At 61.5% G+C, this 25444-nt stretch carries 26 protein-coding genes; 13 read left to right on the top strand and 13 right to left on the bottom strand.

Annotation, left to right across the window (positions count from 1 at the left end; all coding sequences use genetic code 11):
- Window positions 1-3: 3 nt before the first annotated feature.
- The gene (locus ACZ2HM_RS01685) at window positions 4-2658 is read right to left on the bottom strand and encodes a calcium-binding protein (RefSeq protein WP_470426059.1); all 2655 of its coding nucleotides are present in this window, start codon (window positions 2656-2658) and stop codon (window positions 4-6) included.
- A 260-nt stretch (window positions 2659-2918) separates the two neighbouring features.
- On the opposite strand from ACZ2HM_RS01685, the gene uvrA reads away from it, so the two are divergent.
- Together uvrA and ACZ2HM_RS01675 are read left to right on the top strand one after the other, a co-directional pair.
- Complete coding sequence (uvrA, locus tag ACZ2HM_RS01680; protein ID WP_470426058.1) at window positions 2919-5921, top strand: excinuclease ABC subunit UvrA; 3003 nt, start codon at window positions 2919-2921, stop codon at window positions 5919-5921.
- Window positions 5922-5925: 4 nt separating this feature from the next.
- Window positions 5926-6891, top strand: a complete 966-nt coding sequence (locus ACZ2HM_RS01675) for a DUF2971 domain-containing protein (protein WP_470426057.1) — start codon at window positions 5926-5928, stop codon at window positions 6889-6891.
- A gap of 55 nt (window positions 6892-6946) precedes the next feature.
- Here ACZ2HM_RS01675 and ACZ2HM_RS01670 read toward each other — a convergent pair whose 3' ends face one another.
- Window positions 6947-7432: a hypothetical protein gene (locus ACZ2HM_RS01670; RefSeq protein ID WP_470426056.1), complete on the bottom strand. Its 486-nt coding sequence runs from the start codon at window positions 7430-7432 to the stop codon at window positions 6947-6949.
- Entirely contained in the window at window positions 7341-7631 is a 291-nt protein-coding gene (locus ACZ2HM_RS01665; RefSeq protein ID WP_470426055.1) for a type II toxin-antitoxin system Phd/YefM family antitoxin, read from the bottom strand. The genes ACZ2HM_RS01670 and ACZ2HM_RS01665 overlap by 92 nt, the downstream gene beginning before the upstream one ends.
- Before the next feature lie 205 nt (window positions 7632-7836).
- Between ACZ2HM_RS01665 and relB the strand changes: the two genes are divergently transcribed.
- The 6 genes from relB to ACZ2HM_RS01635 all read left to right on the top strand — a co-directional run bounded on the left by relB (window position 7837) and on the right by ACZ2HM_RS01635 (window position 10614).
- Window positions 7837-7983, top strand: a complete 147-nt coding sequence (gene relB / locus ACZ2HM_RS01660) for a type II toxin-antitoxin system RelB family antitoxin (RefSeq protein WP_470426779.1) — start codon at window positions 7837-7839, stop codon at window positions 7981-7983.
- 90 nt (window positions 7984-8073) lie between these two features.
- The gene (locus ACZ2HM_RS01655) at window positions 8074-9102 is read left to right on the top strand and encodes a hypothetical protein (protein ID WP_470426054.1); all 1029 of its coding nucleotides are present in this window, start codon (window positions 8074-8076) and stop codon (window positions 9100-9102) included.
- A gap of 234 nt (window positions 9103-9336) precedes the next feature.
- Window positions 9337-9552 carry a cold-shock protein gene (locus ACZ2HM_RS01650; protein ID WP_037479442.1) on the top strand — a complete coding sequence of 72 codons (216 nt, stop codon included), beginning with the start codon at window positions 9337-9339 and terminating at the stop codon, window positions 9550-9552.
- Between the two features lie 87 nt (window positions 9553-9639).
- Window positions 9640-9834 carry a hypothetical protein gene (locus ACZ2HM_RS01645; RefSeq protein ID WP_470426053.1) on the top strand — a complete coding sequence of 65 codons (195 nt, stop codon included), beginning with the start codon at window positions 9640-9642 and terminating at the stop codon, window positions 9832-9834.
- Between the two features lie 75 nt (window positions 9835-9909).
- Complete coding sequence (locus ACZ2HM_RS01640) at window positions 9910-10119, top strand: hypothetical protein (RefSeq protein ID WP_037479446.1); 210 nt, start codon at window positions 9910-9912, stop codon at window positions 10117-10119.
- A 135-nt stretch (window positions 10120-10254) separates the two neighbouring features.
- Window positions 10255-10614 (top strand): glycine zipper 2TM domain-containing protein, encoded by a 360-nt coding sequence (locus ACZ2HM_RS01635; RefSeq protein WP_069064936.1) that lies wholly within the window; start codon window positions 10255-10257, stop codon window positions 10612-10614.
- A 72-nt stretch (window positions 10615-10686) separates the two neighbouring features.
- On the opposite strand, the gene ACZ2HM_RS01630 is transcribed toward ACZ2HM_RS01635, so the two are convergent.
- The 4 genes from ACZ2HM_RS01630 to ACZ2HM_RS01615 form a co-directional block, all read right to left on the bottom strand.
- A complete protein-coding gene (locus ACZ2HM_RS01630; protein ID WP_470426052.1) occupies window positions 10687-11616 on the bottom strand; it encodes an electron transfer flavoprotein subunit alpha/FixB family protein in 930 nt (309 codons plus the stop codon).
- Entirely contained in the window at window positions 11613-12362 is a 750-nt protein-coding gene (locus tag ACZ2HM_RS01625) for an electron transfer flavoprotein subunit beta/FixA family protein (RefSeq protein WP_470426051.1), read from the bottom strand. The genes ACZ2HM_RS01630 and ACZ2HM_RS01625 overlap by 4 nt, the downstream gene beginning before the upstream one ends.
- 96 nt (window positions 12363-12458) lie before the next feature.
- Window positions 12459-13658 carry an ADP-forming succinate--CoA ligase subunit beta gene (sucC, locus tag ACZ2HM_RS01620; protein WP_096063395.1) on the bottom strand — a complete coding sequence of 400 codons (1200 nt, stop codon included), beginning with the start codon at window positions 13656-13658 and terminating at the stop codon, window positions 12459-12461.
- Between the two features lie 145 nt (window positions 13659-13803).
- On the bottom strand, window positions 13804-14124 hold the full coding sequence (locus ACZ2HM_RS01615) for a hypothetical protein (RefSeq protein WP_037478442.1): 321 nt from the start codon (window positions 14122-14124) through the stop codon (window positions 13804-13806).
- 68 nt (window positions 14125-14192) lie between these two features.
- Between ACZ2HM_RS01615 and ACZ2HM_RS01610 the strand changes: the two genes are divergently transcribed.
- The gene (locus ACZ2HM_RS01610; RefSeq protein ID WP_037475696.1) at window positions 14193-14591 is read left to right on the top strand and encodes a low affinity iron permease family protein; all 399 of its coding nucleotides are present in this window, start codon (window positions 14193-14195) and stop codon (window positions 14589-14591) included.
- 3 nt (window positions 14592-14594) lie between these two features.
- Here ACZ2HM_RS01610 and ACZ2HM_RS01605 read toward each other — a convergent pair whose 3' ends face one another.
- Window positions 14595-14774, bottom strand: coding sequence for a hypothetical protein (locus ACZ2HM_RS01605; protein ID WP_037475694.1), 180 nt, complete (start codon window positions 14772-14774; stop codon window positions 14595-14597).
- Between the two features lie 310 nt (window positions 14775-15084).
- Here ACZ2HM_RS01605 and ACZ2HM_RS01600 point away from each other — a divergent pair, with 310 nt between their 5' ends.
- From ACZ2HM_RS01600 to ACZ2HM_RS01585, 4 genes are all read left to right on the top strand, one after another.
- Window positions 15085-16473 carry a glycosyl transferase family protein gene (locus ACZ2HM_RS01600; protein WP_470426050.1) on the top strand — a complete coding sequence of 463 codons (1389 nt, stop codon included), beginning with the start codon at window positions 15085-15087 and terminating at the stop codon, window positions 16471-16473.
- Window positions 16474-16910: 437 nt separating this feature from the next.
- A complete protein-coding gene (locus tag ACZ2HM_RS01595; protein WP_237748861.1) occupies window positions 16911-17504 on the top strand; it encodes a hypothetical protein in 594 nt (197 codons plus the stop codon).
- Between the two features lie 58 nt (window positions 17505-17562).
- Complete coding sequence (locus tag ACZ2HM_RS01590) at window positions 17563-18477, top strand: sulfite exporter TauE/SafE family protein (protein WP_037475664.1); 915 nt, start codon at window positions 17563-17565, stop codon at window positions 18475-18477.
- Window positions 18477-19238 (top strand): TIGR02186 family protein, encoded by a 762-nt coding sequence (locus ACZ2HM_RS01585; protein ID WP_037475662.1) that lies wholly within the window; start codon window positions 18477-18479, stop codon window positions 19236-19238. Before ACZ2HM_RS01590 ends, ACZ2HM_RS01585 begins: the two co-directional genes overlap by 1 nt.
- On the opposite strand, the gene ACZ2HM_RS01580 is transcribed toward ACZ2HM_RS01585, so the two are convergent.
- The 5 genes from ACZ2HM_RS01580 to ACZ2HM_RS01560 all read right to left on the bottom strand — a co-directional run bounded on the left by ACZ2HM_RS01580 (window position 19235) and on the right by ACZ2HM_RS01560 (window position 25408).
- Window positions 19235-20803 carry a sulfotransferase family protein gene (locus tag ACZ2HM_RS01580; RefSeq protein ID WP_470426049.1) on the bottom strand — a complete coding sequence of 523 codons (1569 nt, stop codon included), beginning with the start codon at window positions 20801-20803 and terminating at the stop codon, window positions 19235-19237. The two genes, ACZ2HM_RS01585 and ACZ2HM_RS01580, sit on opposite strands and share 4 nt — an antisense overlap.
- The gene (locus ACZ2HM_RS01575; protein WP_052027629.1) at window positions 20800-21792 is read right to left on the bottom strand and encodes a HupE/UreJ family protein; all 993 of its coding nucleotides are present in this window, start codon (window positions 21790-21792) and stop codon (window positions 20800-20802) included. The genes ACZ2HM_RS01580 and ACZ2HM_RS01575 overlap by 4 nt, the downstream gene beginning before the upstream one ends.
- Before the next feature lies 1 nt (window position 21793).
- Window positions 21794-22597: a peptidyl-prolyl cis-trans isomerase gene (locus ACZ2HM_RS01570; RefSeq protein WP_470426048.1), complete on the bottom strand. Its 804-nt coding sequence runs from the start codon at window positions 22595-22597 to the stop codon at window positions 21794-21796.
- Between the two features lie 178 nt (window positions 22598-22775).
- A complete protein-coding gene (locus ACZ2HM_RS01565; protein WP_470426047.1) occupies window positions 22776-24959 on the bottom strand; it encodes a xanthine dehydrogenase family protein molybdopterin-binding subunit in 2184 nt (727 codons plus the stop codon).
- Window positions 24956-25408 carry a (2Fe-2S)-binding protein gene (locus ACZ2HM_RS01560; protein ID WP_470426046.1) on the bottom strand — a complete coding sequence of 151 codons (453 nt, stop codon included), beginning with the start codon at window positions 25406-25408 and terminating at the stop codon, window positions 24956-24958. Before ACZ2HM_RS01560 ends, ACZ2HM_RS01565 begins: the two co-directional genes overlap by 4 nt.
- Window positions 25409-25444 lie beyond the last annotated feature (36 nt).

Raw genomic sequence — 25444 nt, 5'->3', positions numbered from 1 at the left:
CGCTTAGGCCGCCATGAACATATCCGCGCCCGGAGCCACCACACGATGCTCAAAATAGCCCGTGTCGATATAATGTTCGGTCAGCGCATCGACGTCGCTGCCGAAAGCTGCCGCCAGATCAGGATTGGCCGCCGCATAGGCCAGCGCATCGAACCCGTCGACATCCCGGCCTTCTTGCTGCCCTGCCAGAATATAATGGCGCGCAGCCGCGTCATCATCATCGCCCAGCGCGACGATCAGGTCCGCGTTCGACGCAATGTAACGCAAGCCGTCAAAATCGTCTGCCATTCGGCCTTCGCCATAGCCGTTTTTGATGAAATGCTCGGCCGCCGCCTCCACATCCGTACCAATCGCGCCGATCAGATCGCCATGGGACGCGACATATTGCAGCCCGTCAAACAGATCGTCGCTCCGTCCCTCGTCACGACCGTCCTGGATGAAATGGCGCGCCCCGGCGTCCGCGTCCGTTCCGAATGCCTCGATCAGATCGGCATAGGAGGCGATATATTGCAGCCCATCGAACAAGGCGTCGCTGCGGCCCTCCACAAAGCCGCCATCGATATAATGGCGTGTCGCCGCTTGCGTGTCGGTGCCAAAAGCTGCGATCAGATCGTCATAGCCTGCGATATAATCGAGCACATCGAACTCTTTGGCATCGCGCCCTTCGGCAAAGCCGCTCGCCACATAATGCGCGGTCGCGCTATCTGCATCGGATCCGAAGGCAGCGATCAGGTCCCCATAACCAGCGATATAGCGCAACCCGTCGAACGCCGACAAGCTACCCGCCAGATCGGCACTTCCCAGCGCCCCGTTGGCAAAGGCGACATGTTCTACATTTACAGTTCGCGAGGCGCCTTCTTCGCCCACCACAAAGGTCCAGCCGCCAGACAAAAGGTAGCTGTAGCTCGCCTTGACCCCGGCCAGCACCAGCATATCGCTCCCAGCGCCTCCATCGACGATGTTGTTCCCCGCGCCAGGGTCCAGACGGTCATTGCCAAAGCCACCATTCAGCCGGTCATGGCCTAAACCACCTTGCAACCAGTCATCGCCCCCAAACCCGTTCAGCACATCGTTACCCGCAAGACCAACGAACAGATTATGCCCCTCATCTCCATTCATTACGTCATTGCCGACCGTACCGACGCGATCGTTATCAGCAATGGTGACCTTCACGATGATATTGTCACTGCCCGACGAAAATATCTGCCCACTGGCTGCCACCTTGAATGCCAATATTTCATCACCTTCGATGAGAAGGTCGTCGATGACGCCGATCGCCGGCAGATCGATCACATAATCGCGAGCGGGCGATTGCGAAATACTGTAGAGGCCGTTGAAGTTCGGAACATTGACCTCACTGGCCGTCATGGTCGACTGCTCGGCGTCGAAGGCGAGCGTTACAGTCCCTGTGTAAGCTCCGATATTTTTCAGCGTCAGCAATGGTATTAGCGTTGCGCCTGTGCCTTCGGCGACAACACCGGATGCTGCAACTGTGGCCGTAACACCAGCATTGAAGTCCAGAATTTCAAAACTGGTCGCTATGCCCATAGCTGACAGCTCAGAGGCTTCATAATATCTATAATTGCCAGCCTTGTCATACACAGTTACATTGCCGATACTGTATGTTCCTGCTCCGGATGTCGCGTCGATATAATATTCGCGAGAAGAAGCGCCATCGGCATAGCTATCAGTGCTATCGTAAGCAACGAAGGCTGATGTCCTGCTCGAACTAGACTGCCAACTTTTGGTAAAGCCTACATAGACATAATCCACGCCCAACCCAACATCGCTGGCACTTGCTGTAAACGTCAGGTATTTACCACCGTCAGTTACATCCACGCTACTTGGAAAACTCAGAGACGTCAAAACTGGCTTTGTCGAGTCAGACGGCTGGTTGCTCTCAATCTCAAAACTGGTCGCTATGCCCATGGCTGACAGCTCAGAGGCTTCATAATATCTATAATTTCCAGCCTTGTCATACACAGTTACATTGCTAATACTGTATGTTCCCGCTCCGGATGTCGCTTCGATATAATATTCGCGAGAAGAAGCGCCATCGGCGTAGCTATCAGTGCTATCGTAAGCAACGAAGGCTGACGTCCTGCTCGAACTAGACTGCCAACTTTTGTTAAAGCCTACATAAACATAATCTACGCCCAACCCAACATCGCTGGCACTTGCTGTAAACGTCAGGTATTTCCCACCGTCGGTTACATCCACGCTACTTGGAAAACTTAGAGACGTCAAAACTGGCTTTGTCGAATCAGATAGCTGATTGCTCTCGACCTCAAAACTGGTCGCTATGCCCATGGCTGCCAGCTCAGAGGCTTCATAATATCTATAATTTCCAGCCTTGTCATACACAGTTACATTGCTAATACTGTATGTTCCCGCTCCGGATGTCGCGTCGATATAATATTCGCGAGAAGACACGCCATCGGCGTAGCTGTCAGTGCTATCGTAAGCAACGAAGGCTGATGTCCTGCTCGAACTAGACTGCCAACTTTTGGTAAAGCCTACATAGACATAATCCACGCCCAGCCCAACATCACTGGCACCTGCTGTAAACGTCAGATATTTGCCACCATTCTTCACGTCCACAGTTTTCGGGAAACTCAGCGAAGTCAAAGTTGGTTTCGTCGTATCAGCAGTAGCCATAAAAATCCCTTTGCGGCTCAACAGGCCTGAACACATATTTTTTTTGTGCTACTTTATGAAATAATTATAATAAATCAACATCTTTTGATCCGGATTCGTCAATGATTATTACTAAATTCACCTGGACTATGCATCGTGCATTTTTATGAATGATCGCCCAGTCGGCCCTTTGGACGCCTTGCCGAACATGCTCAGCGTTGCCATTTCAGTGGGCGATTTCGATATTGCCCAATTAGAACAAATCTGGAACAACGCCCCACATGAGCCTTACCCACATATCCGTCCGCGGCGCGCGTGAACATAATCTCAAGGGCGTCGATGTCGATCTGCCCCGCGACAGCCTGATCGTCATCACCGGGCTTTCGGGGTCGGGCAAATCCTCGCTCGCCTTCGACACCATCTATGCCGAGGGACAGCGCCGCTATGTGGAATCGCTCTCCGCCTATGCGCGCCAGTTCCTTGAGATGATGCAGAAGCCCGATGTCGAACATATCGAAGGCCTCAGCCCCGCGATCAGCATCGAGCAGAAGACGACCAGCCGCAATCCCCGCTCCACCGTCGCGACCGTCACCGAAATCTACGATTATATGCGCTTGCTCTGGGCGCGCGTCGGCATTCCCTACAGCCCCGCGACCGGCCTGCCGATCAGCGCGCAGACCGTCAGCCAGATGGTCGACCGCGTGATGCTCCTGCCCGAAGGCACGCGCTTCTACCTGCTCGCCCCGGTCGTGCGCGGCCGCAAGGGCGAATATCGCAAGGAACTCGCTGAATGGCAGAAGGCGGGCTACACCCGCGTCCGCATCGACGGCGAAATGATGCTGATCGAAGACGCCCCCGCGCTCGACAAGAAGTACAAGCATGACATCGAAGTCGTCGTAGACCGCCTCGCCGTCGCCCCCGACATGGGCACGCGGCTTGCGGACAGTTTCGAACAGGCGCTGAAACTGGCGGACGGGCTGGCGTTCGTGGACCTGGCGGATGGCACGGTAGCTGAGGTGGCCCAACAAAGTCCGTTCGTTTCGAGCGAAGTCGAGAAACCGATCCCAGACGCCGCGCAAGGTGTCTCGACTGCGCTCGACACGAACGGCGGTGGGGGCAAATCCGCCAAAGGCATGAAAAACACCGGCATCCCCGCCAACCGCATCGTCTTTTCCGAAAAATTCGCCTGCCCCGTCAGCGGCTTCACCATTGCCGAGATCGAGCCCCGCCTCTTCTCCTTCAACGCCCCCATGGGCGCCTGCCCCGCCTGCGATGGCTTGGGCGAGCGGCAGGAGTTCGACCCCGAACTCGTCGTCCCCAACGAAGCCCTCTCGCTCAAAAAGGGCGCGGTCGTCCCCTGGGCCAAGTCCAACCCGCCCAGCCCCTATTATATGCAAGTCCTCGGCTCCCTCGCCAAGGAATTCGGCTTCTCGCTCGACACCCCCTGGGCCGACCTGCCGGGCGAAGTGAAGCTCATCATCCTCCACGGCACCGGCGGCAAGCCGGTCACGCTCAAATTCATGGACGGCCGCAAAAGCTACGAGGTCAAAAAGGCGTTCGAAGGCGTCATCGGCAACCTCAACCGCCGCCTCCTGCAAACTGAGTCCGCCTGGATGCGCGAGGAACTGAGCAAATACCAGCGCGCCCAGCCCTGCGAAACCTGCCACGGCGCCCGCCTCAAGCCCGAAGCGCTCGCCGTCAAGATCGCGGGCGAGGACATTTCCCTCTCCACCCGCCGCTCGGTGGTGGACGCGCTCGCCTTCTTCACCGCGATGCCCGACAAGCTCAACGACCAGCAGAACCAGATCGCCCGCGCCATCCTCAAGGAAATCGTTGAGCGCCTCGGCTTCCTCAACAATGTCGGCCTCGATTACCTGAACCTCGACCGCACCAGCGGCACGCTGTCCGGCGGCGAATCCCAACGTATCCGCCTCGCCTCCCAGATCGGCTCCGGCCTCTCCGGCGTCCTCTACGTCCTCGACGAACCGTCGATCGGCCTGCATCAGCGCGACAATGACCGCCTGCTCGTCACCCTCAAACGCCTGCGCGACCTCGGCAACAGCGTCATCGTCGTGGAACATGACGAAGACGCCATCCGCCACGCCGACTATATCGTCGACATGGGGCCAGGCGCCGGCATTCGCGGCGGCGAGATCGTAGCCCAGGGCACGCTCAAGCAGATCCTCAAAGCCAAAAACTCCCTCACCGCCGATTATCTCAACGGCACCCGCCGCATCGAAGTGCCCAAGAAACGCCGCAAGGGCACCGGCAAGAAGCTGACCGTCCACAACGCCCGCGCCAATAATCTGCGCGGCGTCACCGCGTCGATCCCGCTCGGCACCTTCACCTGCATCACCGGCGTCTCCGGCTCCGGCAAGTCCAGCTTCACCATCGACACGCTCTACGCCGCCTCCGCCCGCGCCCTCAACGGCGCGCGCATCCTGGCCGGCGCGCATGACAAGGTGACGGGCCTCGAACATTGCGACAAGGTGATCGACATCGACCAGTCGCCCATCGGCCGCACCCCCCGCTCCAACCCGGCCACCTATACCGGCGCCTTCACCAACATCCGCGACTGGTTCGCGGGGCTGCCCGAATCCCAGGCGCGCGGCTACAAACCCGGCCGCTTCAGCTTCAACGTCAAGGGCGGCCGCTGCGAAGCCTGCACCGGCGATGGCCTGATCAAGATCGAGATGCACTTCCTCCCCGACGTCTATGTGACGTGCGACGTATGCCACGGCGCGCGCTACAATCGCGAAACGCTGGAGGTGAAGTTCAAGGGCCACTCGATCGCCGACGTGCTGGACATGACGGTCGAGGACGCCGTCGAATTCTTCAAGGCCGTCCCCCCCATCCGCGACAAGATGGCCATGCTCGCCGAAGTGGGCCTGGGCTATGTCAAGGTCGGCCAGCAGGCCACGACCCTCTCAGGCGGCGAAGCCCAGCGCGTCAAACTCGCCAAGGAACTCGCGCGCAGAGCCACCGGCCAGACGCTCTACATATTGGACGAACCCACCACCGGCCTGCATTTCGAAGACGTCCGCAAACTGCTCGAAGTCCTCCACGCGCTGGTCGACCAGGGCAACAGCGTCGTGGTCATCGAACATAATTTAGATGTCATCAAGACCGCCGACTGGATCATCGACATGGGTCCAGAGGGCGGCGTCAAAGGCGGCGAAGTCGTGGCCGAGGGCACGCCGGAAAAGGTCGCGAAGGAGCCACGGTCATTTACCGGGCACTATCTCGCGCCGTTGTTGGGGCTGGAGAGTGTGGCAGCGGAGTGAGTTTATGATTGAAATTCCCCCTGAAGCCTTGAAATTTACCGGCTTGCTCATGCCGCATATGGTTCAGCGGCAATCATCCATGCGTCGACGAAATGCACGTTTTGTACACTACACAACCGCTGAAGTGGCAGCGAGCATATTACGCAATAACAACGTATGGATGCGAAATCTCGTGACGATGAACGACTTCGCTGAAGTGGAACATGGAAAATCTTGCTTATTCCCCGCTTACAAGAGCAATGCAGGTATTAAACTAAGAAATTTTTTGAATGAGATCGAAGAAAATCTTGACAAAAGACTAGAGGATTTATTTAATGGATGGCTCAATAATCTGGAATACAAGACTTTTATAACATGTTTTTCAGAACATCGGGATAGCGAAGATTTTTTAGGCCGCCTTTCAATGTGGCGAGCATATGGTGGTTCAAACGGGGTTGCATTAGTATTCAAAAATGGGCCTTTTTTGAGTCCAACCGACGCTTTGAAAGCTTATTCTTCTCCTGTAGCCTATTTAGATCAAGGTCGATTTGAAGAGATTTTTTCTGACACAGTAGACGCACTACTATATGAAGCCGAATTCATCAAATCATTGGGATCACAAGCTTTACTGGATGGACTATTTTACGCATTTAAGTTCGCAGTATTATGCACAAAGCATCCAGGCTTTCGCGAGGAACGTGAGTGGCGTATAATTTACTCACCAGACTTTGAATTATCCTCGCATATTAAAATGGATATAGAAATAGTGCGGGGTGTGCCTCAACAGGTTTGCAAAATTCCATTGAGCAATATCCCGGACGAGGGATTAGAAGGCGTCGACATTCCATCATTGCTGGATAGGGTGATAATCGGCCCGACAGATAATCAATTGCCTATGCTACATGCCTTCAGAACTATCTTAGCAGATTGCGGAATCGAAGACCCCGATTCAAAAATCTTTGTATCTTCTATTCCATTGCGACATAGATAAGACAGCACTTTCAACTTTGGCCAACTACGGGAGCGGTTCAACAAGTCCGAAAACCTCACTCCGTCCGTTTCGTCACCCTCACCCGCCCAGCATGCACCCCAATCCCTTCCCGCATCCGCAGGAATAGCCAGTCCGGTATCGCGCCATAAAAGGGACTGCCATCCGCCAGCGGTCGCACGTCCGGCCCCGGCCACAGGAAGCTGTTGACCTCAGTCACGACGATCCAGCTACGATCGCGGTCCAGCCCCAGGTCGCGCTTCACGGCCAGCGGCACCTCGACGGCATCCCCCGCACCATCCGGCGCGCGATGGGTGATCGGCGCAACCGTCAGTTTAATGCCGGACCCGGTATCCGTCGCCGCCAGCACCACCACGACCGGCCTGTCCTTTAATCCTTCTTCCTGCCCTTGGGCCGCTTCCCGCGCCCAAAGATAGGCATAGCAGAGGACATCACCCGGCGTCGGGATTGGCCAGCCGCCGCCCGGCTTCCTTGGCGCGTTCCCCCGGCTCTGCGGTGAGGATGGCGTCGAGCGTTTCGTCATCAAGCTCTCTCGTCAACATGACCTGCCGGTCCCGGCGCAGCAGTCGTTCATATTCCATCAGCGACAGCATCACGACCCGCGTGACGCCATGTTTCTGAATACCGACCGGGCGCAACATCGCCTCATCGGTATAAAAGCCGAGCTTCCCGGCAATCTCCTTCGCGGAAACCTCCAGCAGCTTGTGATCAATCCTGCCCATACCATCCTCTATAAGGGGTGCCTGGCCTGACTGCCGTGACACGAGTGAGCGTTATTACCAAAATCAGGATTATACCGATTATAGGCAAAAGACAATATCGCGCCTAAAACTGCCTGTCCACGCACGCTTCTCTCTATGCTATAACCCCACTATGCCAGACGATGACGCCTTCACCGAGTCAGACTTCGACCCGCCGCCTCATCTGATGTCGCCGGAAGACCCCGCCGAATATGATGCTTGGTTCCGCGCAGAGGTGGAAGCTGCGATGGCATCAAACGAACCCGGCATTCCGCATGAAGAGGTCATGAAGGAATTGCAGGCCATCTTGGACCGCCACAAAAACAAGTCCTGAACACCACCTTGTTCCCATTTTGTTCTTTCCTACATCCCCCCTTTCTGCCTACCCTTGCCGCAAACCCCACAGCCGGAGGCGCGCGCACTCATGTCGTACCACTTCCCCACCCTCACCCCGTCGCCCGAAACCCGCGCCGATGGCTGGTGCCCCGCGCGCCAACGCCGCTTTATCGAAACCCTCGCGGCCACCGGCGTCATCCGCCTCGCCTGCGAAGCGGTCCGCATCACGGCGCGCTCGGCCTATAATCTGCGCATTCGTCAGGACGGCGCGGCCTTTCGCCTCGGCTGGGACGCGGCCATCCTCATTGCCCGCGCGCGCCTCGCCGATGATCTGATGGCCCGCGCCATCGTCGGCCAGACCGAAACCATCCGCAAAGATGAAGAGAATTTCGAAGTCACCCGCCACCGCCATGACAATCGCCTCGCCATGTCGATGCTCGCCCGGCTCGATCGCATGGCCGACTGCCCGACACCGGGCAGCGACGCCGCGCTCGCCCGCGTCGTCGCGCAGGACTTCGCCGCCTATCTCGACATGCTCTGCCCGGCCGACGAAGCGCAGGCGGAGGCCGACCAGCTCGGCCTGCCCCGCCCCGGTGCCGAAACGATGGCGCGCGACATGGACGATGCCCGCCTGCTCGACGGCACCAGCCCCGCCACGCCCGAAGCGGTCGAGACTGCCGCCACCGCCCTGTCGCCCGGCGCTTCCGCCGCTTTGTTCGTCGCCGCGCGCATGACGCTGATGACCGGCACCGCCAAGGCCGCGTATCCGCCCTTTTCCGCCTTCCAGGAACGGTGTGAACTTCCGCCCGATCCGCCCCGCGAACCGGAGCTGGACCTCACCACCCTGCCGCCCGAAGAGGCCGTCACCCATCTGCGCGGCATCTGGTGGGATGAATTTCTCGAACAATGGCGCACCGATTATCCCCCTCCGCCCGGCTTCGTTGGCGAGGAAAGCGACAGCATCTATGAGATCGACGCCTATGAGCGTGACCTGACGCCGGACGAGGAAGACGCCGTCAACGCCCGCATCGCCGCCGATCGCCGCCCCTATGAGGAAGCCGCCGCCCGCGCGCGCGACGCCTATTTCGGCACCGCCCAGGCCGCAGCATCCGGCTGAACGCGCGGCGTTTGGGGCTGAACGGGCCGTGTTTGCGACCACAAGAAAGGGGGCATCGGGTCGGCCGCGCGCACGCCATTTGCTATTTGCTGCGCCTTGCCCTACATAGGGGAGGCTACAGTCGCAAATCGACGGTTTTTGGCGCTTTGCGGCACCTTACTTCCTTCTTTCCCTGCCCCTTAGCAACCCGGCGCGTCCACACGGGGTTCGCCGACAGCAAAGAAGGAATAATTTATGAGCAGCATCACTGGCGTCGTCAAGTTCTTCAACGCCGACAAGGGCTATGGCTTCATCGCCCCCGACAATGGCGGCGCGGACGCGTTCGTTCACATCAGCGCCGTCGAGCGTGCTGGCCTGGCTACCCTGCGTGAAAAGGACCGCGTGTCCTATGACCTGGAGCAGGACAAGCGCGGCAAGATGGCTGCGGTGAATATCTCGCACGCCGAGTAATATAGACGGCCTTCGGATCGGGCGCGGCGCTTTGCAAAAGAGCGCCGCGCCCGCCCCACTTTCCCTTTTTCCAAGAGGAGACCCGACATGGCCGCCCCTGATTACCGTACCCTCGCTGCCAAGGCGCGCACGGACGCCGACGCCGCTACCCTCAACAATGTCCGCGACCGCTGCCTGCGCGCTGAAGCCGCATGGCTCGCCATGGCCGGCCGCCAGGATCTGACCGACGCGGGCCGCGCCCGCCGCGACAAGACCGCGTCCGAAGCGCTCGACGCCGCCTGACAATCCACATCATTGCGGAACTCCTGGGGCCGCCGCCGGTTATGACTGGCGAACCCCATCCCCAAGGAGTATATCATGATCCGCACCCTGATTTTCGGCGCCATCGCAGGTTATGTCGGCAAGAAGCTGTATGACGACGGCAAGCTGACCCAGTTTAAGGACGACATCGTCGCCCGCTATGGCGAAGCCAAGGCGGAACTGGCCGACAAGAGCGACACCACGCTTCGCCCGACGACGCCTGCCATGACCAGCCCTTCGGTGGCATCGGCGACCAACTTCAACTGATTTTTTTCAGATACCGGCGGCCGCTCACCCCCCGTTCGCCGCCGGTCGCCGTCCGTCCTGAGCCGCCGCTCCCTCTAGCGGCTCGGACGGGCGGCATCCCCGTCTGCCCGGCCATCCCAAAGAAGGAGCCACCCCATGCGCAAACCCATTCTCGCTGCCGCGATCCTCAGCATGCTGCCGCTCGCAGCCTGCGCCACCGACAATTACGGCGGCGGCGGCTACGGCTACGACCGTCCCAGCGACCGTCGCGGCCCGCCCCGCGGTCAACGCCGCCCACTGCGCGACAATGACCAAATCTACCGCGACCGCGACGGCCGCTATTATTGCAAGCGCGACGACGGCACCACCGGCACCATCGTCGGTGCCCTGGCTGGCGGCGTCCTCGGCAACGTCATCGCCCCCGGCGGCTCCAAGACGCTCGGCACCATCCTTGGCGGCGGCGCTGGCGCTCTGGCCGGTCGAGCCATAGACAAGAACGACGTCAACTGCGAATAACCCCGCCGACGACGCACAAAAAAAGGGCGCGAACCACATGGTCCGCGCCCTTTTCTGTGTCTTGCCCAGCTCTTAGAGCTTGGCTGTCAATTCCGGCACGATCTTGAACAGATCGCCCACCAGACCGATATCCGCCACCTGGAAGATCGGCGCATCCTCATCCTTGTTGATGGCGATGATGGTCTTGCTGTCCTTCATCCCCGCCAAATGCTGGATCGCCCCGGAAATACCAACCGCAACATAGACTTCCGGCGCAACGATCTTGCCGGTCTGCCCGACCTGATAGTCGTTGGGCACATAGCCCGCATCGACCGCGGCCCGGCTGGCCCCGACCGCAGCGCCGAGCTTGTCGGCGAGCGGATAGATGACCTCCTCGAACGTCGGTCCATCCTTGAGCGCCCGGCCACCCGACACGATGATCTTGGCGCTGGTCAGTTCCGGCCGCTCCAGCTTGGCGATCTCCGCCCCGACAAAGGCCGACAGCCCCTTGTCCCCGGTCGACGCCACCGCTTCCACCGTGCCCGAACCACCTTCGCGAGCCGCCTTTTCGAACGCCGTGCCGCGAACGGTGATGACCTTCTTGGCATCCTTGCTCTTGACCGTAGCAATCGCATTGCCCGCATAGATCGGCCGCGTGAACGTGTCTTCGCTCTCGACCGACAGGATATCGCTGATCTGCATCACGTCGAGCAGAGCCGCGACGCGCGGCGCGATATTCTTGCCGTTGCTGGTGGCAGGCGCGATAAAGGCGTCATGATGCCCCATCAGTTCGACAACCAGCGGCGCGATATTCTCGGCAAGCGCATGGCCATAGGCGGCATCGTCAGCGACATGCACCTTGCCCACGCCCGCAATCTGCGCAGCGGCGGCGGCAACGCCATCGACGCCTTCGCCAGCGACGAGCAGATGGACTTCGCCCAGCTTCGCAGCAGCGGTGATGGCGGAAAGCGTCGCGTCCTTGACCGCGCCGCCCTCATGTTCAACCCATACAAGCGTCTTCATGCGGCAACTCCCATGGCCTTGAGCTTGGCAACCAGTTCATCGACATCGGCGACCTTGATGCCAGCGGTGCGCTTGGGCGGTTCGACCACCTTCAGCGTCTCCAACCGTGCGCCAATATCCACGCCATAGTCAGCGGGCGTCTTCTGCGCGAGCGGCTTGGACTTGGCCTTCATGATGTTGGGCAGCGACGCATAGCGCGGCTCGTTGAGGCGCAGGTCGGTGGTGATAATCGCCGGGGTCGACAACTTCACCGTCTCCAGCCCGCCATCGACTTCGCGCGTCACCGACACGCTGTCGCCTTCGACCTCGACTTTCGACGCGAACGTGCCCTGCGGCAGGTTCAGCAGCGCTGCCAGCATCTGGCCGGTCTGGTTGCTGTCATCGTCGATCGCCTGCTTGCCCAGGATGATCAGGCCAGCGCCTTCCTCTTCCTGCACCTTGGCGAGCAGCTTGGCCACGGCCAGCGGTTCGACGTCTTCATCGGTCTGGATCAAGATCGCGCGGTCGGCACCCATGGCGAGCGACGTCCGCAGCGTTTCCTGCGCCTTGGCAACACCGATCGACACGGCGATCACCTCGGTCGCCACGCCCTTTTCCTTCAGGCGGATGGCTTCCTCGATCGCAATCTCGTCGAACGGGTTCATGCTCATCTTGACGTTCGCCAGATCGACGCCCGTACCGTCCGCCTTCACGCGCGGCTTCACATTATAATCGATGACCCGCTTCACGGGCACAAGGATCTTCATTTCAACATCCTCCATTATAAACGCCAACACGGGCGCGGGCAGCCCGTTACCGGACTACCCGCACCCAAATGGTGTCAGTTCAGGTTGAAAGCGGCCTCAGGCTGCCTTCCTCACTTCCGCCACGATCTTGCGTGCTGCATCGCCCAGGTCGTCCGCGGGGACGATCGCCAGGCCCGAAGCCGCGAGAATATCCTTGCCCTGCTGGACATTGGTGCCTTCCAGGCGAACCACCAGCGGAACAGACAGGTTCACTTCCTTGGCCGCGGCAACGATACCATCGGCGATGATGTCGCACTTCATGATACCGCCGAAGATGTTGACCAGGATGCCCTTCACGGCCGGGTCCTGCAGAATGATCTTGAACGCTGCCGTCACCTTCTCGGTCGTGGCGCCGCCGCCCACGTCCAGGAAGTTGGCCGGGAATTCGCCATTCAGCTTGATGATGTCCATCGTCGCCATGGCGAGGCCAGCGCCGTTGACCATGCAGCCGATATTGCCGTCCAGCTTGATGTAAGCGAGGTCATATTTGGAGGCTTCAACTTCGGCCGCATCTTCCTCGGTCAGGTCGCGCAGTTCGGCGATATCCTTGTGACGGAACATGGCGTTACCGTCGAAACCGACCTTGGCGTCCAGCACCAGCAAATTACCCTGCTTGGTCAGTGCCAGCGGATTGACTTCGATCTGCTCGGCGTCGGTATCGAGGAACGCGGCATAAAGCGACGAGGCGACCTTGGACGCCTGCTTGGCGAGGTCGCCGGTCAGACCCAGCGCAGCGGCGATCGAACGGCCATGGTGCGGCATGAAGCCGGTGGCGGGATCAACCGAGAAGCTGTGAATCTTTTCAGGCGTCGAGTGGGCGACCTCTTCGATGTCCATGCCGCCTTCGGTCGACACGACGAAGGCCACTTCGCTGCTGCCACGATCGACCAGCAAGGCAAGGTAGAACTCCTTGTCGATGTCGGCGCCGTCGGTGATGTAGAGACGGTTGACCTGCTTGCCCGCATCACCGGTCTGGATGGTCACCAGCGTGTTGCCGAGCATGTCGGTCGAGTGGGCCTTGACCTCGTCCAAGTTGAAGGCGAGGCGCACGCCGCCCTTGGCTTCAGGGGCCAGTTCCTTGAACTTGCCCTTGCCACGGCCACCAGCATGGATCTGCGACTTCACGACATAGAGTGGCCCAGGCAGCTTCTTGGCGGCTTCGACTGCCTCTTCGACGGAGAAAGCGGGATAGCCAGCCGCGATCGGCGCGCCATATTTCGCGAGCAATTCCTTGGCTTGATATTCATGAATATTCATGGGGCGTACCGTCCTTTTCCGTCGAACCGTGATGAGACGGATAAAGCACAGGCCTGTTTTGATGGCCAGAGCGATTTCGCAAAACGACTTTGCAAAATTGCAAAACCTTTGCGAAGCCCTCGGCCAAAATATTGCGAAATCGGCGTTAAAAAGTGCAGCCCACAGCCGCCTTGCTCGTCACCAAAAATATCTCCGCATCGCCGAGCGCGCGCACCTTATGCAGCCATTGATCGACGCCAAGCGTCCCGATGTGCGACTTGCGGACCGACGCCAGCGATTGCAGTCGGCGCAACTGTGTGAGGCTGAGCCTGTCAGTCATCTTTTCGGCCATACATCCCGCCAGCTTGGGCGCCAAACCGGCTTCGACCAATCCGGCGCGCAGCCGTGATTCGGGCGAAAGGCTGGCGCAGGCGGGCAGCAGAAGGCACAGCGCGACGGTCAAGGGGCGAAAGAGGATGGCGGTCATCCGCCCCTGATGGCAACAGGCGATGACCGGCGCAATGGTCATCGCGCGCCATAAGGGAGCAGAGGCAAATGGACAGGATATTCACCCGGCTTTCCCATCGCGTCGCCGGCTGGACCGGCCAGCCGCTGGCCTTCATCCTGGCCAGTGCCACAATCCTGATTTGGCTGACGACCGGCCCGCTTTTCGGCTATTCCGATACGTGGCAATTGGTCATCAATACCGGAACCACCATCATCACCTTCCTGATGGTATTCCTGATCCAGAATGCGCAAAATCGCGATGGGTCAGCGATACAGGCGAAGCTGGACGAACTGATCCGCGCTGTCGACAACGCCCGCAACGATTTCATCGGCATCGAACATCTGACCGAAACCGAACTTCACCGTATCAAGGCGGTTCTGGAACAGGAGTGCCGGGACGATGAAGACTATCATCTCGTGATCGAGCGGCTGCTCAAACGACGATAAGCCTCAATGCGCCCGGCCGGTCATGCTTTCATTGCGCCGTCGATAGGCATCCACCTGGTCGATATAACCGCGCGCCAGATTTTCATAAGCGATACGTGCCTGACGCGACGGGCAGCTTTGCGCCCGGATCAGGGACATTTGCTGCCGATGCAGCAAATAATTGATATCCGTCTCCCTAGTCATGTCGCCGTCCTCTCTTTGCATGAGACTGGTCGATTGGCTGCTCTGGCAAGGAATAGGCAGAAGCAGCGACTCAGCTTATATCACGGTCGGCGATCATCGCGAAGTAAGCGGTAGAGTATCGACACGCCATTCGACGCAATTGACAGGCGACCTGGCCCATTCAACCATCGGCCAAACAGGCGCGATCGCGAGGCAGCCATGATGGTTAGGGATAACGTCCCGGATACGCACAGTAAAAAGGGTTGGCATCCCCCTGCGCCAATGGCATCCTGCATCACGCTTGCAGGGGAAGGGCGGGAAATTGGGGGACATGGCGGTCGCTTTCCTTGCGACCCTGCATCATGAAATCCTGCTATTCGCCGTCGTCGGCCTCGCCATAGGCGGGATTGACGACTTGCTCATCGACATCTTGTTCCTGTCACGCCGGATGTGGCGCGATCTTGTCATCTACGCCCGCTATCCCCGCATGACGACGGCTACACTGCCTGCTTCGGCAAGTCCGGGCAGGATCGCCATCTTCATCCCGGCGTGGAAGGAAGTCGAGGTGATCGGTCCGATGCTGACCCATGCGCTCGGTTGCTGGGGCGATGCCGACTATCGCATCTTCGTCGGCACCTATCCCAATGATCCCGATACGATCGACGCCATCGCCGCTGTGGCCGAGGGCGACCCGCGCGTGGTGGTCGGCGTCAATCCGCTGCCCGGCCCCAGCACAAAGGCGGACTGCCTCAACGTGCTGTGGCGCGCGATGCTGGCCGACGAAGCGCAGTTAGGACGCCGCTATAAGGCGGTCGTTCTCCATGACGCAGAAGATGTCGTCCACCCCGACGAAATTCGCCTGTTCGATTTCATGATCGATCGGTTTCAGCTGGTCCAGTTGCCCGTCCTGCCCTTGCCCGGCGAGGGTTCCTGGTTCTCTCGTGCCATCGCCAATCATTATTGCGATGAATTTGCCGAGAGCCATGGGAAATATCTGACCGTGCGCGAAGCGCTGGGCGCGTCAGTCCCGTCGGCGGGGGTCGCCTGCGCCTTCGAACGCGATGCGCTGGCTGCTTTGGCCGACAATCCTGCACATGGGCCGTTCGACCCTTCGTCTTTAACGGAAGATTATGAAGCAGGATTACGCATACGCGACGGCGGCGGCCATGGCGTCTTCGTGCGTATTCGCGATGCGAACGGCAATCTGGTCGCGACCCGCGAATATTTCCCCGACACGATGGAGGCGGCGATCAAGCAGAAGGCGCGCTGGATCGTCGGCATTTCACTGGCGGGGTGGGACCGCATGGGCTGGCGTGGCGGCACCGCGGAACTATGGATGCGTCTGCGGGATCGGCGGGCGGCGGTCGCGGCCCTGATACTGTGCGCGGCCTATACCGCCTTCTTGCTATGGCCGCTATTGTGGATCGTGGCCCAGTTCCAGCCAGCCTATCATCGCCCACCCTCGCCCGCCGTTGATGCACTCCTCCGGCTCAACTTCGTCCTGATGATGTGGCGGGCCCTGATGCGCGCTATGTTCGTCGGCCATGCCTATGGCTGGCGCTATGGATTGGGCGCGATCCCGCGCACCTTTCTCGCCAACCTCATTGCGATCATGGCGACCCAGCGCGCCATCTCGCTCTATGCCCGATCACTGCTCGGCAAGCCGCTATCCTGGGACAAGACGCACCATCATTTCCCCAATCTGACGGCTGATCCGTGACCCGCGCCAAAAGCGGTCAACCTCTGCGCTTCCTGGCGCTGCTGATGATCGCTTGGGTCGCTATACGCATTGCCGTCCAGTCCGGGTCGTCACCGCTCAACCCATTCCCGCTGGTTCGCGGCCTTCCTGCTACAGCGGCGATCGTGCGCCGACAATTCAGCGCGAAGCCGCCGACAAGAACGGCCGTCATACCGCGCACCGTCGCCATCAAACCAGCCGCTTTCAGGGATACCAGCATGCGGTTCCCAAGGAATGTGGTCTATGTTGCCCTTGATCCGACACCCCACAGTAGCGCATCACCCATAACCTCCAAGTCGGATGGTCCAGCCCAAGGCCCCTACGCCTTTCCCTTGCCTCTACCAATGCCCGCACCCGACCCTCCAAATCGGCCCGATCGCTGGCATGGCAGCAGTTGGATGCTCTGGCGCGGCGGTGGCATGTCGCAAACCGATCTTGCGAGGACTGGGCGTCTGGGCGGCTCGCAGGTCGGCGCGCGGCTGGATTATGTCCTTAACCCTGCCGCTCGTCACCGTGCCACGGCCTATGCTCGCGCCAGCAGCGCCTTGGACAGTCCCGCCGCCCCGGAGGCGGCCATCGGCATTGCGCTTCAACCCTTCACCTCCCTGCCCGTCAACGTCGCGGTCGAACGACGGATCGCCCTTGGCGTAGGTGCCCGCAATGCGATGGCGGTGATGGCCGTCGGCGGCTTTGGTCCAACGCCGGTCGCCCTGGGCATGGAGGCCCAAGCCTATGCCCAGACCGGCATCGTCGGCTTTCGCCAACGCGACGCCTTCATCGACGGCAAATTGTCGCTGCTCGCTCCCGTCCAAAACACGGCCCTGCGGGTCGGCGCGGCTATATCGGGTGGGGCGCAGCCCGGCGTGGAGCGGCTCGACATCGGCCCGGAGATACAGGTCCGGCTCCCGCTCCAACCCGTCGCCGCGCGGCTATCGATCGAATGGCGCGAACGGATTGGCGGAAGCGCTGCACCCGCGTCGGGCCTTGCCCTCACGCTCGGCGCGGATTTTTGACGGCGGAGCGCCACAACGGCTTTATATCTCCGTCCTTTAGTTCTACCCCTCAAAGGCCATGGATCTTTACCTGCCCATCGCCAATTTGTCGGTCAACGCCTTGGTCATCATCGGCCTCGGCGGGGTCGTAGGCCTGTTATCGGGCATGTTCGGCGTGGGCGGTGGTTTTCTGACGACGCCGTTGCTGATTTTCTACGGCATCCCCCCAACCGTCGCCGCCGCGTCCGCCGCCTCGCAGGTGACCGGTGCTTCGGTGTCCGGCGTGGTCACTCATATTGCGCGCGGCACCGTCGATTTCCGCATGGGTGGCGTCCTGATCGCGGGCGGCGTAGTGGGTGCGGGCCTTGGCGTGCTGATCTTCCGCCTGCTGCAATATCTGGGGCAGATCGATACGGTGATCGGGCTCCTTTACGTCCTGATGCTGGGTGGTATCGGCCTGTTGATGGCCAAGGAATCGATCCAGGCGCTGATCGCGCTCAAGACCGGCAAGCGCGCCCCGGCGCGCAAACGGCGGCATCATCCGCTGGTGGCAGCGCTGCCGATGCGCTGGCGCTTCTACGGGTCGGGCCTCTACATTTCGCCGCTTGCGCCGCTGTTGCTAGGCATGGCGACCGGCATATTGACCATGTTGCTGGGCGTCGGCGGTGGCTTCATCCTGGTGCCTGCGATGCTCTATCTACTCGGCATGACCACCCAGTCGGTCGTCGGCACGTCGCTGTTCCAGATTTTGTTCGTCACCATGGCCACCACGATGATGCACGCCATGACCACCAAGGCCGTCGATCTGGTGCTGGCTATGTTGCTCCTGATCGGCAGCGTGACCGGCGCGCAGGTCGGCACCCGGTTGTCGATGACGATGCGGCCGGAATATCTGCGTGTCTTGCTCGCCGCGATCGTGCTGCTGGTCGCGGCCCGCATGACGCTGGGGCTGGTGTGGCGCCCGGACGAGATTTTCACGATCGAGGTGCGCTGATGCGCAACCGCGCCTTAGCCCTGCTGCTGCCCGCTGCGCTGATGCTAAGCGGCGCGGACGAACCGCAACTGGTGCCTGACGTCTCCCAGCGCGAAGTCATCATCCAATATAGTTTCACCGGCGCAAACCTGCTGCTGTTCGGCGCGATCGTCTATCCCGGCGGCGTCCGCCCGGAAAAGCCCGCCGATATCGTCGTCGTGCTCAAAGGACCGGACCAGTCCATCCTGATGCGCGAAAAGCAGCAAATCGCGGGCATGTGGGTCAATGCCGATAGCGCCCGCTTCGAATCCGCCCCCACTTTCTACGCCATGGCGTCCTCTCGCCCGATCGACCAGATCGTCGATGAACGCACGGCGGCGATCTACGAACTGGGCGTCGACAAGCTGCAACTCTCGCCCTCCTCGCTCAACGACAGTGCCGAGATGGACCGGTTCCAGGCAGGATTGGTCGATTTGCGCGACCGTGCCGGCCTGTTCGTCGAACGCCCCGGCGCAGTCGAAATCAGCGACGGCGTGCTGTATCGCGCCCGCCTGCCCTTGTCGGCGCGGGTGATCGTCGGCGATTATACCGCCGAAACCTTCCTGGTGCAGGATGGCCGGGTCGTCGCCGCTGCCGTGCGCGACATCACGGTGCGCAAATCGGGGTTCGAACAGTTCATGGCGAGCGCCGCGGAAAACTGGTCCTTCCTCTACGGCCTGGTTGCGATCGCGCTGGCAGTCGGCATGGGCTGGGCCGCAGGCGCGATCGCCCGCCGCCTTTAATCGACCGATATTCCCTTCCCCGCCAGCCAGTCCCGCGCGGGAGCCAGCGCGGTTTCATGCCGCTTCCACCGCGCAACCGCATCGGCATTGAGCGGCTGGCGCACCTGCGCCGCGCTGGGCGTGGCGACCGCCGCCTCATTTTCGTGGAACGACAGGCAAGCCGCATCCCATTCCAGCCCAGCATGATCGAGCAGGCACCGGGTCTGCCCCTCCTGATCGGCTACCAAGGCTTCATAGGAGAGTTGTAGCACCCGACGGGGAAACAGCCTGTCCCACAATGCCATCAACCGGTCGAAGCGCGCATAATAGCGGGCAATATCCATCAGGTCATAGCTATAGGCATAATAGGCTGACTGGCTGGCGAACAGATTTTTGTAATTGCTCCATATCGTATCCATCGGATGCCGACGCAGGCAGATGATCTTCGCGTGCGGCAAAGCATGGAGAATATGGCCGATATACAGGAAATTGGCGGGCAGCTTGTCGATGAAGCGCGCCTTGCCCTCCGGCCAATGATGGTTCGCCCGCGCCATATAGGCCTGCCCGATCGCTAGCGGATCGGCCGCCGCGCTCGCGGCGATCGTCTCCGGGTCGATCACCAGCCGCGACCGCGTGCCCGCCATCTGCTTGACCGCCAGCGGCATTGCCTGCAACTCGCCCGCCGATCCGACGAGCGGATGCGAGGATAGGATACGATCGACCAATGTGGTGCCGGTGCGCGGCATGCCGGTCACGAAGATCGGCGCCGCCGCGCTCTCCAGCCCCGCCCCCCATCTGGAGGGCGGACCATCGCCAAATAACCGCTCGATCGCATCGAAGATCGCTTCGTCCTGCGCAAAATCATAACCGATGGCCCGCTTGTGCGCGGCGTTCGCCGCCGACAGATGCGCGAAGGCCTCGGTCGCATGGCCCATATCCTCATGGCTTTTGGCCAGCGCATAGCGGATGCGCAACGCATCCTCCGGTCGATCCGCCCGCGCCAGCGCCGCTTCCAGCCGGGGCACAGGGTTGGCCGCCTCGGTCTGGCGCGACAACAGGCTCAGCCCATAATGCGCGCGCGCATTGCCGGGATCGGCCGTCAGGATGACCTCATAATGGCTGGCGGCCGCCTCGACCCGCCCGGTAAAACCGCAGGCCGCTGCCAGATTATAGCGATAGTCCAGATTATCCGGCTCGTCCGCCACCGCCGCTTCAAAGGGCGCCAGCGATGCCGCATGATCGCCCAGCCGCGCCAGCACGCAACCAATCGTGTCGAACGTGCGTGCGTCGCTCGGCCCCATCGCCCAAGCCTGCCGCGCAGCCTGCCCCGCCTCGCCATCGCGCCGCAACAGGATCAGCAACCGCGCATATTGGGCGAGATGTTCCGCCTCCGGCCCGCGCGCCACCGCATGTTCCAGCATCGGCAGCGCCTTGGCCACCTGCCCCGCCTCTGCCGCGGCCAGCCCAAGCAGGAAATAGCCCGCCGGATCGTCCGGCCGCGTCATCGCCAATTGCTGCGCCGCCTGCGCCGCCTGCGCCAGATCGCCCCGCGCCAGCGCCGCGCGCGCCTGCGCCTCCAGCGTCATGCCGTCCCCAGGGTGAAGCCGGCCACCCGCTCGATCATCCAGAAACAGCCGACGATCCCCGCGCCATAGAGCGCCGCCTGCCGCACCCACTGATCCCGGTCGAAGATCGCCGCCAGTTTCATGACGCCCAGCACGCAGCCAACGAAGATCAACTGCCCCAGTTCGACCCCGCCATTGAAGAAGAGCAGGCCCGACAGCCGCTCGTCCGGTGCAACACCCAGTTCGCGCAGCACGGTGGCAAAGCCCAGGCCATGGAGCAGCCCGAAGCCCGCGACCACGGCAAGCTGGCGACGGCGACGGTGCGGGTCTGCCATGTCCTCCGCCCGTGCCCGGATCGCCTCGCGCGCCATGAAGGCGATCGACAGCGCAATCACCGCTTCCACTGGCGGCACCGGCACCTTGACGATGTCGAAGAAGGCCAGCGCCAGGCTAAGCGAATGGCCGATGGTGAAGGTCGTCACCAGCGCCAACAGATAGCGCCCCCGCGCCAACAGGCATAGGCACAGGACAAAGGCCAGATGATCCCACCCGCCCAATATGTGGATGATCCCCTGCCACGTATATTCGACAGCGATCTCCGGCAACGCCCGCTGCCGCGCCGCCACAGCCCCGATCGGCAGCGAGAGCGTATCGCCCGTTGGCTGCAACGCCTGCTGCACCCGCGTTCCGGTGGCGGTCGACAGGAATGTGCCGCCATCGACCGCCCATGGCGTAATGATCGCATCCTCTGCGGTGATGGCCCGGTCGCAATCGATGCTGATCGCATAGCGGGTGACGGTCGCCTCGTTCAGCCGCTCGCGCGCCGTCTCGCGACATCCTTCGGGCAGGCCCAGCGGGTGGTTACTGGCCAGAACGGACGGGATGGAAGCGCTCAGGTCGAAACTGCCTGGCTCCATGCCCGGCTGGATCGCATAGTCGCCGACGCGGAACACATCGGCCTGTGCGGGCGCGGCGACGAACGCCAGCAGCAGGAGCAGCCAACGCAGCATCCTATTGCTCCACCCGCACGCGATAGCCATCCTCCAGCTTCTGCACTTCCTTCTCGACCAGCGCGCCGCTCTGCTCGGCCAGGAAGTCCTGCTTCACCTGATCACGCACCGCGGGATAAGCCAGCATCGCAGCCGGTCCACGATCGCGCACCCGCGCGAAATGCCAGCCACGCGTGGATTGCAGCGGGCCGATCCACTGACCCGTCGGCGTCTTGTTAAGCGTATCGAGGAAAGGCTGGCCGAACATGCCGCGCAGCATTGACACGCCATAATCGGGCAGATCATGCCCCATCCAGAAATCATCCCCCTTCACCGTCCCACCCGCTTGCAATCGCGCCAGCAAAGCAGACGCATCGGCCGGCCTCTGTTCGAAAAACACATGATCCACCGACAGCCGCGGTTCGGCCCGGTACAGGTCGCGATGCGCCGCATAATAGCCCATCAACTGGTCCTCGCTCGGCTCGGCCGGCGCGCCCGCAATCATGAAGCGCACCCGGTCAATCAGCCGCTGCTTGGTGGTCTTGTCAGTCATGTGCATGCCCCGCTCCACCGCTTCGCGGAACAGCAATTCGTCGGCGACATAATCATGGATCAGCTTGGCGCGCGCCTCCGCATCCGGCTTCTTGCCCGCCATCATCTCATAATCGTCGGACAGGCTTTTCTGCACCGACAAGGGCACGTCGATCGTCTCCCTCCGCGCGGTCACCGCCCAGTACAGCACGAAGATCACGCCCGACACCGCCAGGAACAGGATGAACGGATCGCGGGCTAAAAATCCCCGCAGCGAAGCAGACAGACGGCGCATCAGCGCAAGACCCTTTCACTAGGCACCATCGGGTTATGGCAACCCCAGCCTATCCCCCCTCTACGTCAAATGACGCATGGGCCGACATCGCGGCCAGTCGCCCTTCCTCAGCCAAATACCAAAGTTCACACCGTCGCAGGGCCAGTTTGGCGCGCTTCCTGGAGGACACGCTTTGATGTCAGGCGAGCATCTCCGCCGTCACCGGCAGGCTGCGTATCCGTTTCCCCGTCGCCGCATGGATCGCGTTGATCAGGGCGGGGATGACCGGCGGCAAGGCCGGTTCGCCAAGGCCCGTCGGCGGATAGTCGGTCTTCACGAATTCGACGATGATGGTGGGCGTGTCGGGGATGCGCTGGAGCGGGTGGGTATGGAAATTACCCTGCTCGACCGCGCCTGCAACCTGCGTGATCGCCTGCCCGGCCAGCGCCTGCCCCAGCCCCTCGATCACCGATCCCTGCACCTGATGCAGCGCATTGATCGGGTTGATGATCTGACTGCCGACATCACCCGCGACCCAGACGGTCTTCACCTTGGGCACGCCATCGGCGACCTCCACGTCCAGCACCTCGGCGAAATAGCCCATGTGACTGTAATAGAAAGCAAAGCCCAGGCCCCGCCCCTTGGGCAGCGCCTTGCGGCTGGACCAGTTGGCCATCGCCACCACCTTCTCGATCACGCCCTTGGCGCGCGCCGTAACGAAGGGCGGCTGGTTGGTGCCGCGCGGCAGTTCCTTCGGCTCGGCGAGCAATTCGAGCATGAGGCCGGGCAAATCCTTGCCTGCCGCAACCGCAACCTCGTCCATGAAGGCCTGCGTCACGAAACCCAGCGCATTGGAGCCTGGCGCGCGCAGCCAGCCGGTTGGCATGTTGGTGGGCAGGAAACTCTGTTCCAGCAGCACATGCTCGATCAGTCCGGCGGGCAGTTCATGCGCGGGCAGATCGCCGCCACGCACCGCCTTGCCATCCTTGCCGAAGGTCACGAAATGATCGTGAAACGCGATCAGCTTGCCACCCTTGTCCAGCGCGGCGCGGAATCCATGCCAGCCCGCCGGACGATAGAAATCGCGGCGCATATCGTCTTCACGGCTGAAGAGCAGCTTGACCGGTACGCCCGGCAGTTGCGCGGCGATCTTGGCCACCTGCACCATATAATCATTCATCAGCCGCCGCCCAAAGCCGCCGCCGATGCGCGAGAAATTGATGCGGATCTTCTCCGGCGCCAGGTTCAGCGCCTTCGCCACCAGCCCGCGCCCATTTTCCGGGTTCTGCGTCGGCGCCCAGATTTCGATCGCGCCATCCGTGAACAGGGCTGTGCAATTTTGCGGCTCCAGCGTCGCATGGGCGAGGAAGGGGTAGCTATAGTCTGCGCTGACGACTTTCGCCGCCGACGCAAAAGCCGCGTCCACGTCACCCGTCCGCGTGATGTCGGTATCGGCCTTCACCTTCGCCCGCGCGACAGCCTGCGTGGCATAGCTTTCCGTCGAGAAGCCAGCGACAGCGCTGGTGTCCCATTCGACCTTGAGCGTCTCGCGCGCCTTGTTCGCGCTCCACCAGCTGGTCGACAGGATCGCCACGCCATCATAGCCCGACTCCGCCGTGCCATCGCCCGTGATCGGCAGCACCTGGGCGATGCCCGGCAGCGCCTTGACCGCGTCCAGATTGGCCGACTTGAACGTGCCACCAAAGGCCGGGCAGGTTTCCAGCACCGCATACAGCATGCCGGGCAGTTTGAAATCGATCCCGAACAAGGGCTTGCCCGCGACGATCGCGGGGGTATCGACCCCTACCACCGATTGGCCGATGATGCGGAAGCTGGCCGGATCTTTCAATGTGAGCGTCGCCGGATCAGGCGCAGGCAGCTTCGCCGCCGCGGCCGCCAGCGCCGCATAGGCCACCGACTTGCCCGACTTCGGATCAGTCACCTTGCCGCTGCCGGTCGTCAGCGTTTCCGCCCCAACGCCCCATTGCGCTGCAGCGGCGGCAACCAGCATCGCCCGCGCCGCCGCGCCGGCTTGGCGCGTGGGAACCCATTCGCGCGGCGTCGTGCGACTGCCGCCCGCGCTCTGGCCACCGAAGATCGCGGCGTCCGCATGGGTCTGCTCGACCGTGACCTGCGCCCAGTCGACGTCCAGTTCCTCGGCGATCATCATCGGCAGCATCGTCTTGGCGCCCTGGCCGATCTCGGCATTTTTCGCGCCGATGATGACGCGATTGTCGGGCAGGATGCGGATGAAGGCATTGAGGACGACCGGCCTTCCGTCCGCCGCCTGCGCCATCGGCACAGCCAAGTCGAACAGCAAGCCGCCACCTGCCAGCAGCGAAGCGGAGATGAAACCCCGGCGGGAAAGGATCGCGGCGCTCATGCCGCCGCTGCCTTGATCGCGGCGCGGATGCGGACATAGGTGGAGCAGCGGCACAGATTGCCCATCATCGCCGCATCGATCTCCTCGTCGCTGGGCTTGGGCGTCTGGCTGAGCAACGCGGTCGCGCTCATGATCTGCCCGGCCTGGCAATAGCCGCATTGCGGCACGTCCTGCGCGATCCAGCTTTCGGCGATACGCTGGCCCACCGCACTCTTCGCCACGCCCTCGATCGTGGTGATCTTTGCCCCCTGCACATCGCCCAGCGGCGTCTGGCAGGACCGCACGGCATTGCCATCGACATGGACGGTGCAGGCGCCACACAGTCCCGCGCCACATCCGAACTTGGTCCCCACCATGTCCAGATCCTCGCGCAGCACCCATAGCAGTGGCTTGGCGGGGTCGCCCTCCACCTGCCGCGCCACGCCATTCACCGTCAGACTGATCGCCATACCCGCATTCCCTCTCATGCCCCGCCCAAGATGCCC

The sequence above is a fragment of the Sphingobium sp. KKT206 genome (assembly GCF_055640555.1).
Note: the sequence above shows the minus strand (reverse complement) of the source record. Positions and strands in the feature narration are given on the sequence as shown.

What these genes read in the sequence shown, in the direction of transcription:
- ACZ2HM_RS01685 (WP_470426059.1), bottom strand. Translation starts at nt 2,658, where the DNA reads ATGGCTACTGCTGATACGACGAAACCAACTTTGACTTCGCTGAGTTTC.
- uvrA (WP_470426058.1), top strand. Translation starts at nt 2,919, where the DNA reads ATGAGCCTTACCCACATATCCGTCCGCGGCGCGCGTGAACATAATCTC.
- ACZ2HM_RS01675 (WP_470426057.1), top strand. Translation starts at nt 5,926, where the DNA reads ATGATTGAAATTCCCCCTGAAGCCTTGAAATTTACCGGCTTGCTCATG.
- ACZ2HM_RS01670 (WP_470426056.1), bottom strand. Translation starts at nt 7,432, where the DNA reads ATGACGAAACGCTCGACGCCATCCTCACCGCAGAGCCGGGGGAACGCG.
- ACZ2HM_RS01665 (WP_470426055.1), bottom strand. Translation starts at nt 7,631, where the DNA reads ATGGGCAGGATTGATCACAAGCTGCTGGAGGTTTCCGCGAAGGAGATT.
- relB (WP_470426779.1), top strand. Translation starts at nt 7,837, where the DNA reads ATGTCGCCGGAAGACCCCGCCGAATATGATGCTTGGTTCCGCGCAGAG.
- ACZ2HM_RS01655 (WP_470426054.1), top strand. Translation starts at nt 8,074, where the DNA reads ATGTCGTACCACTTCCCCACCCTCACCCCGTCGCCCGAAACCCGCGCC.
- ACZ2HM_RS01650 (WP_037479442.1), top strand. Translation starts at nt 9,337, where the DNA reads ATGAGCAGCATCACTGGCGTCGTCAAGTTCTTCAACGCCGACAAGGGC.
- ACZ2HM_RS01645 (WP_470426053.1), top strand. Translation starts at nt 9,640, where the DNA reads ATGGCCGCCCCTGATTACCGTACCCTCGCTGCCAAGGCGCGCACGGAC.
- ACZ2HM_RS01640 (WP_037479446.1), top strand. Translation starts at nt 9,910, where the DNA reads ATGATCCGCACCCTGATTTTCGGCGCCATCGCAGGTTATGTCGGCAAG.
- ACZ2HM_RS01635 (WP_069064936.1), top strand. Translation starts at nt 10,255, where the DNA reads ATGCGCAAACCCATTCTCGCTGCCGCGATCCTCAGCATGCTGCCGCTC.
- ACZ2HM_RS01630 (WP_470426052.1), bottom strand. Translation starts at nt 11,616, where the DNA reads ATGAAGACGCTTGTATGGGTTGAACATGAGGGCGGCGCGGTCAAGGAC.
- ACZ2HM_RS01625 (WP_470426051.1), bottom strand. Translation starts at nt 12,362, where the DNA reads ATGAAGATCCTTGTGCCCGTGAAGCGGGTCATCGATTATAATGTGAAG.
- sucC (WP_096063395.1), bottom strand. Translation starts at nt 13,658, where the DNA reads ATGAATATTCATGAATATCAAGCCAAGGAATTGCTCGCGAAATATGGC.
- ACZ2HM_RS01615 (WP_037478442.1), bottom strand. Translation starts at nt 14,124, where the DNA reads ATGACCGCCATCCTCTTTCGCCCCTTGACCGTCGCGCTGTGCCTTCTG.
- ACZ2HM_RS01610 (WP_037475696.1), top strand. Translation starts at nt 14,193, where the DNA reads ATGGACAGGATATTCACCCGGCTTTCCCATCGCGTCGCCGGCTGGACC.
- ACZ2HM_RS01605 (WP_037475694.1), bottom strand. Translation starts at nt 14,774, where the DNA reads ATGACTAGGGAGACGGATATCAATTATTTGCTGCATCGGCAGCAAATG.
- ACZ2HM_RS01600 (WP_470426050.1), top strand. Translation starts at nt 15,085, where the DNA reads ATGGCGGTCGCTTTCCTTGCGACCCTGCATCATGAAATCCTGCTATTC.
- ACZ2HM_RS01595 (WP_237748861.1), top strand. Translation starts at nt 16,911, where the DNA reads ATGTCGCAAACCGATCTTGCGAGGACTGGGCGTCTGGGCGGCTCGCAG.
- ACZ2HM_RS01590 (WP_037475664.1), top strand. Translation starts at nt 17,563, where the DNA reads ATGGATCTTTACCTGCCCATCGCCAATTTGTCGGTCAACGCCTTGGTC.
- ACZ2HM_RS01585 (WP_037475662.1), top strand. Translation starts at nt 18,477, where the DNA reads ATGCGCAACCGCGCCTTAGCCCTGCTGCTGCCCGCTGCGCTGATGCTA.
- ACZ2HM_RS01580 (WP_470426049.1), bottom strand. Translation starts at nt 20,803, where the DNA reads ATGACGCTGGAGGCGCAGGCGCGCGCGGCGCTGGCGCGGGGCGATCTG.
- ACZ2HM_RS01575 (WP_052027629.1), bottom strand. Translation starts at nt 21,792, where the DNA reads ATGCTGCGTTGGCTGCTCCTGCTGCTGGCGTTCGTCGCCGCGCCCGCA.
- ACZ2HM_RS01570 (WP_470426048.1), bottom strand. Translation starts at nt 22,597, where the DNA reads ATGCGCCGTCTGTCTGCTTCGCTGCGGGGATTTTTAGCCCGCGATCCG.
- ACZ2HM_RS01565 (WP_470426047.1), bottom strand. Translation starts at nt 24,959, where the DNA reads ATGAGCGCCGCGATCCTTTCCCGCCGGGGTTTCATCTCCGCTTCGCTG.
- ACZ2HM_RS01560 (WP_470426046.1), bottom strand. Translation starts at nt 25,408, where the DNA reads ATGGCGATCAGTCTGACGGTGAATGGCGTGGCGCGGCAGGTGGAGGGC.